The following is a 13,749-nucleotide window of genomic DNA, read 5'->3' on the forward strand; positions in this document are numbered from 1 at the left end:
TTTTTGTTTTTGTTACACTCCCGGCTCACTGTGAATGACGGCTATGGTCTGGCTTATATCCGCCCCGGCAGGGAAATGGTCCGGATTGATAAACGGGATCAAAGCCAGAATGAGAGCCTGATGATAGACCGAACTGCGAGTCAGCTGGTGTTGGGTCAGCAAGCCAATCGCACCGCCTTGCTGTTTGATATTCTGTGTGCCGAATACCTCATCCATCACATCGCCCAGTTCATTGGCGTCAGCCAGTTTTGCCAACACCTGCGGCGGAAGCATCAAACTGGCTGAACGTGACTCACCGCGTCGCGATCCGGATTCGATAATCATCCAGGCGAAGGTCACACCGCCCTCAATCCCCGCCTCCAGGCCGACATAATAATCGCCGTCATTGACTGCCTGCCGGGCATTTCGGACCCGGTTCAGCGCGCCGAGTTTGGTTTCGGCGTCACTCATCGGTTGATCGGCGACCTCGCTGGCAACGCTGACACCGGTAAAACTGAATGCCTGGGCGGGAAACACGCTGCTGAATGCGCTTTCTACGGCACTGATCTTGGCCGGATTAAGTGAAGCAATGATCACTTTGTGCATAAAACTGATTACTCTCGTTGTATTGTTGCCAGTTACGTATCTCTATCAGCGACATCGGCTGACCAAAAAGGTAGCCTTGCATAAAATCACACCGATATTCGGTCAGCCAGTGAAGCATTTCCACACTTTCTATCCCTTCGGCGGTCACTTCAATGCCTTGTGAGTGGCACAACTCAATCAGTGGTTTAATGACTTGCTGCTTATTGCTACTGAGCAGAGTATCCAGAAACTGGCGATCAAATTTTATTTTCTGTACCGGGTATTGTACCAGTTGTGCTATCGAGGTGTAACCTGACCCAAAATCATCAATGGTAAGGCCAAATCCCTGCTTGGACAGTTCATCCAGCAGCGGATAGCTTTGTGAATTGGCGGCAAAGGTTTCGGTAATTTCAAACTCTATCCGATACGGCTCCAGATCGTAATAACGGGCATGTTGTTCGATAAACTGAGCCAGATTTTTTGAGTCCAGCTCGGCTGAGGAGAGGTTGATCGACAGCTGTACCGGCTGGGAAAATTCCCGGCTCAAGGTGTTAAAGTCGGCGAAAGCGGACTGGATAACCCAGCGATCAATGATTCCAAACAGGCCGGTCTGCTCGGCGATGGGGATAAATTCGTCCGCAGCCACTTCGCCCAGTTGCGGAGAGAACCAGCGCAACAGAACTTCAAATCCGGCGACGTTATGCCCGGAACAGGTGAAATAGGGTTGATAGACCAGACTGAATTCCTGATCAAAATTTTGCTCTCGCAAAGCTCGTTCAATGTCATTACGCCGTTTGACGATATCATCCAGTTGTTGTGAGTAGTGAGCAATCTGATTTTTACCGGCGTTTTTGGCCTGATACATCGCGGTATCTGAGTTAAGCAGCAATTTTTCCACCCGAACACCATCTTGCGGATAGGTGGCAATCCCGATACTGGCGGTAATCGGAAAGTGACTCAGAGGGGAGTGGTCACGGTTTTGAATCGGGTCGAGCAGACGCTGGGCAAAATCATCGGCGTAATGAGCGCCGTGAGCTGGCGCGGAGAGTAAAATCGCGAACTCATCACCCGACAGACGGGCAGCCAGGCTGGAGACCTGATAAAGTTCGAATTCCTCGCACACCAGCCGGACATGAGAGGCGAAGTTAACCAGCAGAGAATCACCCACCTGATGGCCGTATTTGTCGTTGACGTATTTAAAGTTATCCAGGTCGATATACAGCACCCAGAGGTGGTGGTTACCCGGGATATCCAGCAGGATTTGCTCGGCTTTGTGATGAAACTGGCGTCGGTTTGCCAGCTTGGTCAGATGATCGTATTCGGCCAGCGTTTTGGTTTGCTGATAAGAGCTGTCGAGCTCGGCATACATGGCATAGAAACGGGCTGACAGACGGCCGATTTCATCATCCGAGTCGCGCAGTTCAATATTCTGACGCTGTTTATTCTCTACCTCCTGCAACTGTTCATCCAGACGCAGGATCGGATTAATCATATGTTTATATAGCAGCATCAGAAGGAGGATCACCGTGATTAACGCCGATAAACCAAACGACACCATCAGCTCTTTCTGAATGCTGTTGAGGTGCTGGCGCAGCAGCAGCGGGGCCGGGTCGAGAATGGCGTACATATCTGGTTGCAGTTCGACACTCTGGGTCAGTTGCTGCGGATTTTGCGGTGGCTGGGGCTGGAAAAACAACGGGCTTTGGTTATCAAACTCGATTTGTCTGCGCAGCGCGTTGAATTTATCAAGCGTGACGTATACCACCACAAAAAAGATTTCATCGCGGTTGTAACTTAGCGGGGTCTGCAGGGTTTGGGTATCTAATACATCATAACGGACCAGGACGCCTTCACCGGCAGAGTTTTCGGTGTAGCTGACATTGGAAGTGTTATGGCTCTGCTTAAATTGCTGCTCGACAAAGTTTTTGACTTTGGGGTCAAAGCGCGCGAAAGGATCGTTACTGTTCTCGGCATAATAGAGCTCATTGTGCTGTTTATCCAAAATAGACAGCGCGACAAAATCGACATCGCTGGGCTGGAGAATATCGATGGTCTGATTGAGATTATCCACCAGTTCCAGTTCACGATAGGGATTGCTTTCATGCTCAAAGTAATGCCGGAGAATGTCGCTCTTGGCTAACGTAAACGAGTAGCTGTTGAGCAGGGCACGCGTCTGTTTGAAATGGCTGGCCAGCTTTTCCATATTGAGCTGCAGATAACTGTCAGTACGTTTAAGCAGAGCATCTTTCTGGCTACTGTAGATGATGTAGCTTGATGCGGCGGCACTGAGCAGGATAACGGGTGCAATCAGCAGCAGGATTCTATGGTTTAGCTTCATGAAGGTCGATTACATTATTGATGATTTTTGCTCTGACGCTGAGATTTCGCGGTGAGAGCTCATGGTCGATGATGGCTTGGTCCAGTTGTGCATCGGACAAATAAAGGCTGCTGTCATGAACATCTTGCTGCGGCATAAGTGCCATCGCGGCGCGGTTCGGGGTGGCACTCTGCATATCCTGAGCATTCATTGCTGCGATATCGGGGCGCATCAAAAACTCAAGAAACGCACGCGCCTCGGCTTTTTGTTGTGAATTGCTGTTGATAGCCAGACAGTCAATCCAGATATAAGGCTTGCCTTGCGGCAGAGTAAAGGCCCAGTCGTCATTATTGAAAAAACGATTCAGTGCGTAATGGTCACCGCTGTAGGCCAGTGCCATAAATAAGTCGTCGTTTTGAGTATGACTGCGCACATAGCTTAATGCGTATTCATAGGTCAACACCTTTGGGGTCGCGGCTTCCATGACCTGATAGGCTTCTTTCAACTCTGGCAGAGAATCGGTGATCGGTGAGTAAGCGAGGCTGTACAGTGCAGGTAAAAGAGTCTCGACACTGTCGTAAATCAGTCCGATATGCCCCTTTAACTCATCACTGATATTTACCAACTGGGACCAATGCGTTGGTGGCGCCGCAATTTTACTTTTACGATAAGCGATACCGACATAGCCCCAGAAGTAGGGGATAGCATGGGTACCACAGGCCTGATTCCAGCGCGGGAAGTTATTGTCTCGCCCCGACAGTTCAGAGAGATCTTCAAACTCATTCTGGCGCGAAAAGATATGGGCAGAGACATTGTCGAGAATAACGACATCAAATGGCAACTGGACGCTGTTGAGCATCAGCAGGCTACGTTCATCATCGTTGTCAAAATGATAAAGGTGCAGAGGTGTATCGTGAGTCTGATTCCAGGCGTCGATGACCCGTGGTGACAGGGTGTCTTCCCACAGATAGATATTGAGCTCTTGTCCCATTACTGGCATGGAGAGCCCGAGTAAAGCAAAGAGGAGCGTTTTGGTCATCCGTATTTGAGCGAGTCCGGCGGTCACCGGGCATCTGTCCTTGTGTTGGTCCTTACTCACATGCCCGGAAATATGAAACCACCGGTAGTGCATCCATTATCACTAATTAAAATAGCGTGCCTATTATAGGGATAGAATATGCAACTACCAGCGTTTACAGTGAAATATATGATTCAGCTATCGTTCAGCTAGCTTTACCTGGGTCGGTTTGACATTTTCCGTTGGATAACAACCTAATACCTTGAGGTGTTTGGTCAAGCGGGTCAGTTCAAGCAGCGCTTTTTGCATGCTCTCGGAATCGAGATGGGCTTCCAGATCGACATAGAACATCTCTTCCCACGGATTGCCCATAATCGGACGTGATTCCAGCTTGGTCATATTGATACCGTAACGCTGCAGTACCAGCAGGGTAGAGACCAGCGATCCCGCTTCCTGTGAGGTTGACATAATCAGCGTGGTTTTGGCCGGGATCTGCGCCGACACTTCAACCGGTTTGCGCGCCACGATAATAAAACGGGTGTGGTTTTCGGTCTGGTTGGCAATATTGCCCTGGATAGGTTGCAGGCCATACAGTTTACCACTCGACGCATTGCCGATAGCGGCGACATCACTGCGGCCCAGTTCCTGAACTTTTTTCATTGCATCGGCGGTGCTGGCACAGGTTTCCAGTTTTACCCCGTTAAGGCGGCTGATAAATTCGCTGCATTGCTGGTGCGGCTGCGGATGAGAGTACAGGACCTGGATATCTTCCAGGCGGATATCCTGGGTTGCCACCAGGCAGTGTTCAATCGGCTGGGTAATCTCACCCACAATATATAGCGTGGTGTGCTGCAACAAATCGTACACTTCATTGATCGAGCCAGAACTGGTGTTTTCGATCGGCAGTACGCCGTAGTCGGCATGGCCGGATTCAACCGTGGTCGTGATCTCTTTGAACTGTTCACAGTTTAATTCAATCAGTTCAGTATTTTTACGGCTGAAATATTCCCGTGTCGCAAGGTGGGAATACGAGCCTTTTGAACCCAGAAAAGCGACTCGTGCCAAAGGTTTACGGCTTTGCGGATTGGCCAGGTTTTGCAGGTAAGTTTGCTGCAGCAGCACAGAGTCTTCGATGATGGTATGGAAAATTTTGGTAATGTAGGGGGCATCGAGCTGATATTTGTCTTTGCCTGCATGGATCAGTTTGACAAGCAGTTGCTGCTCTCGTGCGGCATCACGTACCGGCTTAGATGTTTCAACTTTACTTTTCGCCACTTCGATACTGAGGCTGCGACGCTCGGAAAGCAGGCTGAGAAGTTGATCATCGAGTTCATTGAGGCGCAGTCGAATCTCTTCGAGTGAATACTGTCTGTCTGTCATACTTATTGTCCTTATAAAAAAAGCCCCCCGTATGGGAGGCTTTCTGTTCGTTTTTGACTTATCTTTCGCGAACGAGCGTGCCTCCAACTAGTTTTGGAGAAAAAAGAAGTCAAAAAAGAACAGTGAGTGCAGAGTCATGTTTGTCCGTACAAAGGGGTGAAGAGAACACACAATAAGCAAGCGGGCTGGGAGCGTCAAGCAAAAAAATAGCGCCCGCAGGCGCTATTTCTAAAACTGTTTCCTTATTCTTCCACTTCTTCTTCCAGCTCCGGTTTGTCAGTACGACGAGCTTCCGGCTTATGACGCAGTTTATTCAGTTGACGTTCGAGTTTTTGTTCTACCTCGTTGATGGCTGCGTAAAGATCTTCATGGACTGCTGAGGCGTTGATTTGTCCTTTTGGAATGCTGATGGTTGCCTCAAACTTTTTCTGTTTGTTAGGTTCTTCGCTAAAGCTAGCCTGGCAGCCGATGATGTCTACTTGCCATTTTTCCAGCTTTTTGAATTTACTCTCAATGTGCGCACGGATTGCAGAGGTGATTTCAATGTTTTTACCAGTGATATTCATTTGCATAGTGACTTTTCCTCTGTTGCATCCCTTATGGGTTGAGTTCAGATTGCCGTTTTCATATCAAAAAAAATGTGATCAATATCACTTTTGTGCCTGGTGTTTCTGCGAGTGAAAACAAACGTGATCTTAAGCAAAGAGTACCATCATGAGGGAGGAAAAAAGCTTGAGATTCACAATGAACGGGCTACAGTGGGGAGTGTTGTTACTAAAAAATCTCCGCTTTTTAGTGGCTTGCTTCGGCCTGAAAAAACTCGGTGCTTAATTTGTGTACACCACCTCTGGTGAGGTGGTTCACCTTGCGCCTTGCTAACCTGATTCCGAATGCCGTTACAGCGGATAATTTCTGACCTTCTTTTCGTATCTCGTCATCTAGCCGAATCAAAAAAGCCACTTCTGAAGAAGTGGCTTTCAGTCATTACAAGCCGATAAGCATAAGGCTATCGGCTGCTCACTGCTCAGGGTTGAGTTGCATCAACTGGCGGGTACGCTCAACCGAGTATTTCAGGCCCAGTTGTTGATAGGCTTCCAGTTGAATCTCCAGCGACTTGCGCGCGGCTTCGGTATCCGGATAAGTTTTTTGCAGCTCTTGAGTACGATTAATGGCGGCAATCCAGGCTTCGCGGCGCAGATAGAAATCCGCGGTCGCCAGGTCGTAATCCGCCAGGCGGTTTTTCAGTGCAAACATGCGGCGCTGGGCATCTTCTGCGTAGGGGCTGGCCGGGTAGCGTTGCAGCAGCTTTTTGAAGTCGGCAAATGCGGCTTTTACCGGTTCCGGATCGCGGTCACTGCGATCAACATTAAACAGGTCATGCATAAAGTTGCGATCCTGAGCCATATGGGTCAGGCCACGCATGTAAAGTACCCAATCCATTTTTTCATGGGTCGGGTTTAAGCGGATAAAGCGTTCAATGGTCGCCAGACCTAACGCCAGATCGTCGTTCTTATAGTAGGCGTAAATCAGATCCAGTTGTACTTGCTCGGAGTACGCCCCGAACGGGTAGCGTGAATCCAGCGCTTCAAGCTTTTCAATCGCTGTCATCCAATTGCCGCCCTGCAGTGAAGTTTGTGCTTCAGTGTACAGCTGAGCGGGGGGGGACATCCGGCACTACTTCTTTAGTGCTCGAACAGCCGGCCAGAAGAGATAACGCGAGTAAGCCTGATAAAGTTTGGTATTTCATGTCAGGAGTGAGTTCCTTGCAATTAAAGCTTATACACTTGGAGCATCGGCGCTCCGCAAAACGGTTCGTTACTTTCTTGGCAGTAACAGATACAATGGCGTCATATTTTTCCATACTAGTGACTATTAGTCTCACGGTTTTTAAAAAAGTTCGATATGGCTCAGCAGATTGAATTAACTCAAACAGTAAAAGATAGCCAGCTAGGTCAGCGTTTAGACCAGGCTGTGGCTGAATTATTCACCGATTTTTCCCGTTCGCGCCTCAAAGAGTGGTTGCTGGAAGGGAAAGTAACCGTTGACGGCAGTGTGGTGACTAAACCACGGACTAAAGTCATGGGCGGTGAAGAGATTACAGTTCAGGCAGAACTGGAAGATGAACAGCGCTGGGAAGCTCAGGATATTCCGCTCGATATCGTCTACGAAGATGACGACATTATCGTTATCAACAAACCGCGTGATTTTGTAGTCCACCCGGGGGCGGGAACGCCGGACGGTACTGTGCTGAACGCTTTACTGTTCCATTACCCGGCTATCGCGGAAGTACCGCGTGCCGGTATTGTGCATCGTCTGGATAAAGACACTACCGGTCTGATGGTGGTCGCGAAAACCGTTCCGGCCCAGACGCGTCTGGTACGCGAACTGCAAAAGCGGAACATCACCCGGGAATACGAGGCGATCGCGATCGGTAAAATGACCGCTGGTGGCATGATTGATAAGCCGATTGGCCGTCATTCCACCAAACGTACTCTGATGGCAGTCAGCCCACTGGGTAAACCAGCTGTGACTCACTACCGGGTTGCGGAGCATTTCCGTGAACACACCCGTATCCGTCTGCGTCTGGAAACTGGCCGTACTCACCAGATTCGTGTCCACATGTCTTACCTGCAGCATCCGCTGCTGGGCGACAGTGCATACGGTGGCCGCGCGCGTATCCCCAAAGGCGCTACCGAAGAACTGACCGCAATGATTCGTGGTTTTGACCGTCAGGCGCTGCATGCTGTCATGCTGCGTTTTGAACACCCGATTACAGGTGAAGAGCTGGAATTCCATGCTCCGGTACCGGATGATATGGTGGCGATGAGCGAAGCACTGCGTGAAGATGCCAAACTAAACCACTCGGAAGAGTATTAAGTATGAGCTGGATTATCCCTAACTGGCCGGCACCGACAAAGGTGCGAGCTCTGTCTTCAACCCGGACTGGCGGAGTTTCACCTGCGCCATATGCCGGATTGAATCTTGGTATGCATGTTGGGGATGATCCACTATTAGTACAGCGTAACCGCGACTGGCTGCAGCAGCAGTCAGGTATGCCGGTTGCGCCGCTCTGGCTTAATCAGACTCATTCCACCCGGGTGATACAAGTCAGTGAGCCAACCAAGCAGGTACTGGACGCCGACGGAGTTTGGACTGACAGCACCAATGTGGTGTGCAGTGCCATGACCGCCGATTGTCTGCCTGTGCTCATCACCAACACTCAGGGCTCTCAGGTAGCGGCTGTGCATGCCGGCTGGCGCGGATTAGCCGGTGGCATTATCGAAAATGCACTGGTCAATTTTGCCGGTCAGGACGTCCTGTTGTGGCTGGGGCCGGCCATCGGTCCGCAGGCATTTGAAGTCGGAGAGGATGTGGTGACGGCATTTTGCGCTGTACACCCCGAGGCCGCGCAGGCTTTCATACCTGGTTGTCAAACCGGCAAGTGGTGGGCTGACATGAATCAACTGGTGCGACTGCGTCTGAAGCGTCTGGGTATTGATGCCATATTCGACAACGGGCTGTGCACCTATCAGGATGCAGAGCGTTTTTATTCCTACCGTCGTGATGGTGTGACCGGCCGTCAGGCCACGTTTATCTGGATTGGTGAAAATTAAACCCGATAAAGTTAGTGGTCTTGCCTTGAAAATTCCCTCTTACGTAACCATCTTTCTAAACGTTAATAGTTTATCTCAGACGAGGTTAGGAAGGTTGTTATGCGTCTTGATAGGTTTACCAGCAAATTCCAAATAGCGATTTCTGACGCTCAGTCACTGGCACTTGGGCGGGATCATCAGTATATCGAACCTGTACACCTAATGGTGGCACTCCTGGATCAAAATGGCAGTCCGATTCGTCCATTGCTGACGATGTTGGATGTCGATGCCATGCAACTGCGCTCTAAATTAGGTGAAATGCTTGATCGTGTGCCGAAAGTCAGCGGTATCGGCGGAGATGTTCAGCTCTCAAGTGGCTTGGGCAATCTGTTTAACCTGTGCGATAAAGTGGCGCAAAAGCGTCAGGATGCCTACATCTCCTCTGAAATTTACCTGTTGGCAGCGTTGCAGGATCATGGCCCGCTCGGCAAGTTACTTAAAGAGTTTGGTTTGACCGAGAAAAAGGTTACCGATGCGATAGAGAAAATTCGTGGCGGTCAGAAGGTCAATGATCAGAATGCAGAAGAACTGCGCCAGGCGCTGGAAAAATACACCATTGATCTCACCGAGCGTGCCGAGCAGGGCAAGCTTGACCCTGTGATTGGCCGTGATGACGAAATCCGCCGTACCATTCAGGTACTGCAGCGCCGAACCAAGAACAATCCGGTACTGATCGGTGAACCCGGGGTTGGTAAAACGGCTATTGTCGAAGGTTTGGCCCAGCGCATCATCAATAATGAGGTGCCGGAAGGGCTGCGCGGTCGTCGTGTGCTATCGCTCGATATGGGCGCGCTGGTGGCGGGTGCTAAATATCGCGGTGAATTTGAAGAACGCCTGAAATCGGTTCTGAATGAGTTGGCCAAAGAAGAGGGCAACGTCATTCTGTTTATTGACGAGCTGCATACCATGGTGGGAGCCGGTAAAGGTGAAGGCTCGATGGATGCCGGTAATATGCTCAAGCCGGCATTAGCTCGTGGTGAGCTGCATTGTGTCGGTGCCACTACGCTGGATGAATACCGTCAATATATCGAAAAAGATCCGGCGTTGGAACGTCGCTTCCAGAAAGTGCTGGTCGATGAGCCGAGTGTGGAAGATACCGTGGCGATTCTGCGTGGATTGAAAGAGCGTTACGAGCTGCATCACCATGTGGAAATTACCGACCCGGCGATAGTGGCGGCGGCCAGTTTATCCCACCGTTACGTCTCGGACCGTCAGTTGCCGGATAAAGCGATTGACCTGATCGATGAAGCCGCATCCAGCATCCGGATGCAAATTGACTCCAAGCCAGAAGCTTTGGATAAGCTGGAGCGTAAAATTATCCAGCTTAAAATTGAGCAGCAGGCACTGAGCAACGAGCACGATGATGCCAGTGAAAAACGTCTCAATATTCTCAACGACGAGCTTGAGGAAAAAGAGCGGGATTACGCTGAGCTGGAAGAAGTGTGGAATGCGGAAAAAGCAGCCTTGTCTGGTACCCAGCATATTAAAAGTGAACTGGAGCAGGCTCGTCTTGATCTGGAAGTCGCTCGCCGCGCTGGTGATTTGAGCCGTATGTCGGAGTTGCAATATGGCCGTATCCCTGAACTGGAGAAACAGCTTGATCTGGCAGCCCAGGCTGAAATGCAGGAGATGACTCTGCTGCGCAACAAAGTGACTGATGCCGAAATCGCCGAAGTGCTCTCGAAGCAGACCGGTATTCCGGTGTCGAAAATGCTTGAAGCAGAAAAAGAGAAACTGCTGCGCATGGAAGAGGTATTGCATCAGCGTGTCATCGGTCAGGCTGAAGCGGTCGAAGTGGTCGCAAATGCGATTCGTCGTAGCCGTGCGGGACTGTCGGATCCAAATCGTCCAATTGGTTCGTTCCTGTTTTTAGGTCCAACCGGTGTGGGTAAAACCGAGCTTTGTAAAACCCTCGCCAACTTCATGTTCGACAGTGAAGACGCCATGGTGCGGATTGATATGTCGGAGTTCATGGAGAAACACTCTGTGGCTCGTCTGGTGGGGGCACCTCCAGGTTATGTCGGCTATGAAGAGGGCGGCTATCTGACTGAAGCAGTGCGCCGCAAACCTTATTCCGTCATTTTGCTGGATGAAGTCGAAAAGGCTCATCCGGATGTGTTCAACATTCTGTTGCAGGTTTTGGACGACGGACGTCTGACTGATGGTCAGGGACGTACGGTTGATTTCCGCAATACAGTGGTGATTATGACTTCGAACCTGGGTTCGTCACGGATTCAGGAAAACTTTGCTCAGCTCGACTACCAGGGCATTAAAGAGCAGGTGATGGAAGTGGTCAGTCATCATTTCCGTCCTGAGTTCCTAAACCGGGTGGATGAGAGCGTGGTGTTCCATCCTCTGGGACGGGATCAGATTAAGTCGATTGCTTCTATTCAGATTGAGCGTCTGCGTAAACGCTTAGTGGAACGAGACTACGAGCTTATAGTCAGCGATGAAGCTTTGGATATGGTTGCTCAGGTCGGTTTCGATCCTGTATATGGTGCGCGGCCACTTAAACGCGCTATCCAGCAGAACGTCGAAAACCCGTTGGCGAAATCAATCCTGGCCGGAGAGTTTCTTCCCGGAACGCCGATCAAGCTGGAAGTCAAAGATGGTCGTATAAGTGCCAGTCAGTAAAACAGTAAAAGCCATGCCCAGCATGGCTTTTGTTTTTTTGTTCCTCTGTGTGATCCGAAAGCCAGGCCTGATAGCGTTGAAAAAGTGGCTTTTTTAGATGTTCGGGGCAGGATTTGTTGGTTTAAGAATCAATGTGATGTTTATTTGTCCGCTTGGTTGCAAAAGGTCATTTTTTTCTTAAATTACTCTTGCCAAGCGTTTATTCCTCCCTATAATGCGCTTCCGTTGTCAGGCAAAACTGCTTAAGCAGGCAAGGCAGCAAAGACGGAAAATTAAGTTTCTTAAGTTAAAGAAATTTAAAATAAAAAAATGGTTGACTCGCTAAATTAAGTCGCTAAAATGGCCGTCCGCTTTGAGAAGAAACTTCGAAAAAGCAATGCTCTTTAACAATATAAACCTATCAATCTGTGTGGGCACTCGTTGATGATAATCGAAGATGATTCTAAAGAATCAACTTAGGTATCAATGAACTGAGTGACCAATTTGAATGAGCAATCATTCGAGCACAGTCAATTCATTACCATTCTGTTGGAATGGTAATAGCTTTGAATTACTAAGGTAATTTGAAGTCAGTATTCATTGAGCCTCCCCTAATTATTTAGGGAATCAAATCTTAAATTGAAGAGTTTGATCATGGCTCAGATTGAACGCTGGCGGCAGGCCTAACACATGCAAGTCGAGCGGCAGCGACTTAACTGAACCTTCGGGGAACGTTAAGGGCGGCGAGCGGCGGACGGGTGAGTAATGCCTGGGAAATTGCCCTGATGTGGGGGATAACCATTGGAAACGATGGCTAATACCGCATAATGCCTTCGGGCCAAAGAGGGGGACCTTCGGGCCTCTCGCGTCAGGATATGCCCAGGTGGGATTAGCTAGTTGGTGAGGTAAGGGCTCACCAAGGCGACGATCCCTAGCTGGTCTGAGAGGATGATCAGCCACACTGGAACTGAGACACGGTCCAGACTCCTACGGGAGGCAGCAGTGGGGAATATTGCACAATGGGCGCAAGCCTGATGCAGCCATGCCGCGTGTATGAAGAAGGCCTTCGGGTTGTAAAGTACTTTCAGCAGTGAGGAAGGCGGGTGCGTTAATAGCGCATTCGTTTGACGTTAGCTGCAGAAGAAGCACCGGCTAACTCCGTGCCAGCAGCCGCGGTAATACGGAGGGTGCGAGCGTTAATCGGAATTACTGGGCGTAAAGCGCATGCAGGTGGTTTGTTAAGTCAGATGTGAAAGCCCGGGGCTCAACCTCGGAATTGCATTTGAAACTGGCAGGCTAGAGTACTGTAGAGGGGGGTAGAATTTCAGGTGTAGCGGTGAAATGCGTAGAGATCTGAAGGAATACCGGTGGCGAAGGCGGCCCCCTGGACAGATACTGACACTCAGATGCGAAAGCGTGGGGAGCAAACAGGATTAGATACCCTGGTAGTCCACGCCGTCAACGATGTCTACTTGGAGGTTGTGGCCTTGAGCCGTGGCTTTCGGAGCTAACGCGTTAAGTAGACCGCCTGGGGAGTACGGTCGCAAGATTAAAACTCAAATGAATTGACGGGGGCCCGCACAAGCGGTGGAGCATGTGGTTTAATTCGATGCAACGCGAAGAACCTTACCTACTCTTGACATCCTCAGAAGAGACTGGAGACAGTCTTGTGCCTTCGGGAACTGAGAGACAGGTGCTGCATGGCTGTCGTCAGCTCGTGTTGTGAAATGTTGGGTTAAGTCCCGCAACGAGCGCAACCCTTATCCTTGTTTGCCAGCGAGTAAAGTCGGGAACTCCAGGGAGACTGCCGGTGATAAACCGGAGGAAGGTGGGGACGACGTCAAGTCATCATGGCCCTTACGAGTAGGGCTACACACGTGCTACAATGGCGCATACAGAGGGCGGCCAACTTGCGAAAGTGAGCGAATCCCAAAAAGTGCGTCGTAGTCCGGATTGGAGTCTGCAACTCGACTCCATGAAGTCGGAATCGCTAGTAATCGTGGATCAGAATGCCACGGTGAATACGTTCCCGGGCCTTGTACACACCGCCCGTCACACCATGGGAGTGGGCTGCAAAAGAAGCAGGTAGTTTAACCTTCGGGAGGACGCTTGCCACTTTGTGGTTCATGACTGGGGTGAAGTCGTAACAAGGTAGCGCTAGGGGAACCTGGCGCTGGATCACCTCCTTATACGAATGATTATTG

8 protein-coding genes, 1 rRNA gene, 1 pseudogene and 1 other annotated feature are annotated in these 13,749 nt (G+C 50.0%); of the genes and pseudogenes, 4 read left to right on the top strand and 6 right to left on the bottom strand.

Going from position 1 to position 13,749, the window contains the following annotated elements; genetic code table 11:
• Positions 1–12: 12 nt before the first annotated feature.
• The 6 genes and pseudogenes from yjjX to KNV97_RS06320 all read right to left on the bottom strand — a co-directional run bounded on the left by yjjX (position 13) and on the right by KNV97_RS06320 (position 7,026).
• Entirely contained in the window at positions 13–585 is a 573-nt protein-coding gene (gene yjjX, locus KNV97_RS06295; RefSeq protein WP_218562745.1) for an inosine/xanthosine triphosphatase, read from the bottom strand.
• Positions 557–2,902 carry a putative bifunctional diguanylate cyclase/phosphodiesterase gene (locus KNV97_RS06300; protein ID WP_218562746.1) on the bottom strand — a complete coding sequence of 782 codons (2,346 nt, stop codon included), beginning with the start codon at positions 2,900–2,902 and terminating at the stop codon, positions 557–559. The genes yjjX and KNV97_RS06300 overlap by 29 nt, the downstream gene beginning before the upstream one ends.
• Complete coding sequence (locus tag KNV97_RS06305) at positions 2,886–3,920, bottom strand: polyamine ABC transporter substrate-binding protein (protein ID WP_218562750.1); 1,035 nt, start codon at positions 3,918–3,920, stop codon at positions 2,886–2,888. The genes KNV97_RS06300 and KNV97_RS06305 overlap by 17 nt, the downstream gene beginning before the upstream one ends.
• Positions 3,921–4,097: 177 nt before the next feature.
• The gene (pheA, locus tag KNV97_RS06310; RefSeq protein ID WP_136486312.1) at positions 4,098–5,279 is read right to left on the bottom strand and encodes a prephenate dehydratase; all 1,182 of its coding nucleotides are present in this window, start codon (positions 5,277–5,279) and stop codon (positions 4,098–4,100) included.
• Positions 5,280–5,292: 13 nt separating this feature from the next.
• Positions 5,293–5,415, bottom strand: a sequence feature (Phe leader region).
• Positions 5,416–5,521: 106 nt separating this feature from the next.
• The gene (gene hpf / locus KNV97_RS06315; RefSeq protein WP_136486314.1) at positions 5,522–5,851 is read right to left on the bottom strand and encodes a ribosome hibernation-promoting factor, HPF/YfiA family; all 330 of its coding nucleotides are present in this window, start codon (positions 5,849–5,851) and stop codon (positions 5,522–5,524) included.
• Between the two features lie 445 nt (positions 5,852–6,296).
• Positions 6,297–7,026, bottom strand: a pseudogene (locus KNV97_RS06320) (outer membrane protein assembly factor BamD).
• Between the two features lie 155 nt (positions 7,027–7,181).
• Here KNV97_RS06320 and rluD point away from each other — a divergent pair.
• The 4 genes from rluD (at position 7,182) to KNV97_RS06340 (ending at position 13,734) form a co-directional block, all read left to right on the top strand.
• Positions 7,182–8,156: a 23S rRNA pseudouridine(1911/1915/1917) synthase RluD gene (gene rluD / locus KNV97_RS06325; RefSeq protein WP_136486318.1), complete on the top strand. Its 975-nt coding sequence runs from the start codon at positions 7,182–7,184 to the stop codon at positions 8,154–8,156.
• Positions 8,157–8,158: 2 nt separating this feature from the next.
• The gene (pgeF, locus tag KNV97_RS06330) at positions 8,159–8,893 is read left to right on the top strand and encodes a peptidoglycan editing factor PgeF (RefSeq protein WP_218562748.1); all 735 of its coding nucleotides are present in this window, start codon (positions 8,159–8,161) and stop codon (positions 8,891–8,893) included.
• Between the two features lie 99 nt (positions 8,894–8,992).
• The gene (gene clpB, locus KNV97_RS06335; RefSeq protein ID WP_136486322.1) at positions 8,993–11,566 is read left to right on the top strand and encodes an ATP-dependent chaperone ClpB; all 2,574 of its coding nucleotides are present in this window, start codon (positions 8,993–8,995) and stop codon (positions 11,564–11,566) included.
• A 615-nt stretch (positions 11,567–12,181) separates the two neighbouring features.
• A 16S ribosomal RNA gene (locus tag KNV97_RS06340) occupies positions 12,182–13,734 on the top strand.
• The last annotated feature ends 15 nt before the right edge of the window (positions 13,735–13,749 follow it).

The organism is Vibrio ostreae, from assembly GCF_019226825.1.
Lineage (GTDB): Bacteria > Pseudomonadota > Gammaproteobacteria > Enterobacterales > Vibrionaceae > Vibrio > Vibrio ostreae.

Bases quoted from the DNA above. Each gene is read 5' to 3' on its own strand.
- clpB (WP_136486322.1), top strand. From the start codon at position 8,993: ATGCGTCTTGATAGGTTTACCAGCAAATTCCAAATAGCGATTTCTGAC.
- pgeF (WP_218562748.1), top strand. From the start codon at position 8,159: ATGAGCTGGATTATCCCTAACTGGCCGGCACCGACAAAGGTGCGAGCT.
- yjjX (WP_218562745.1), bottom strand. From the start codon at position 585: ATGCACAAAGTGATCATTGCTTCACTTAATCCGGCCAAGATCAGTGCC.
- hpf (WP_136486314.1), bottom strand. From the start codon at position 5,851: ATGCAAATGAATATCACTGGTAAAAACATTGAAATCACCTCTGCAATC.
- KNV97_RS06305 (WP_218562750.1), bottom strand. From the start codon at position 3,920: ATGACCAAAACGCTCCTCTTTGCTTTACTCGGGCTCTCCATGCCAGTA.
- KNV97_RS06300 (WP_218562746.1), bottom strand. From the start codon at position 2,902: ATGAAGCTAAACCATAGAATCCTGCTGCTGATTGCACCCGTTATCCTG.
- pheA (WP_136486312.1), bottom strand. From the start codon at position 5,279: ATGACAGACAGACAGTATTCACTCGAAGAGATTCGACTGCGCCTCAAT.
- rluD (WP_136486318.1), top strand. From the start codon at position 7,182: ATGGCTCAGCAGATTGAATTAACTCAAACAGTAAAAGATAGCCAGCTA.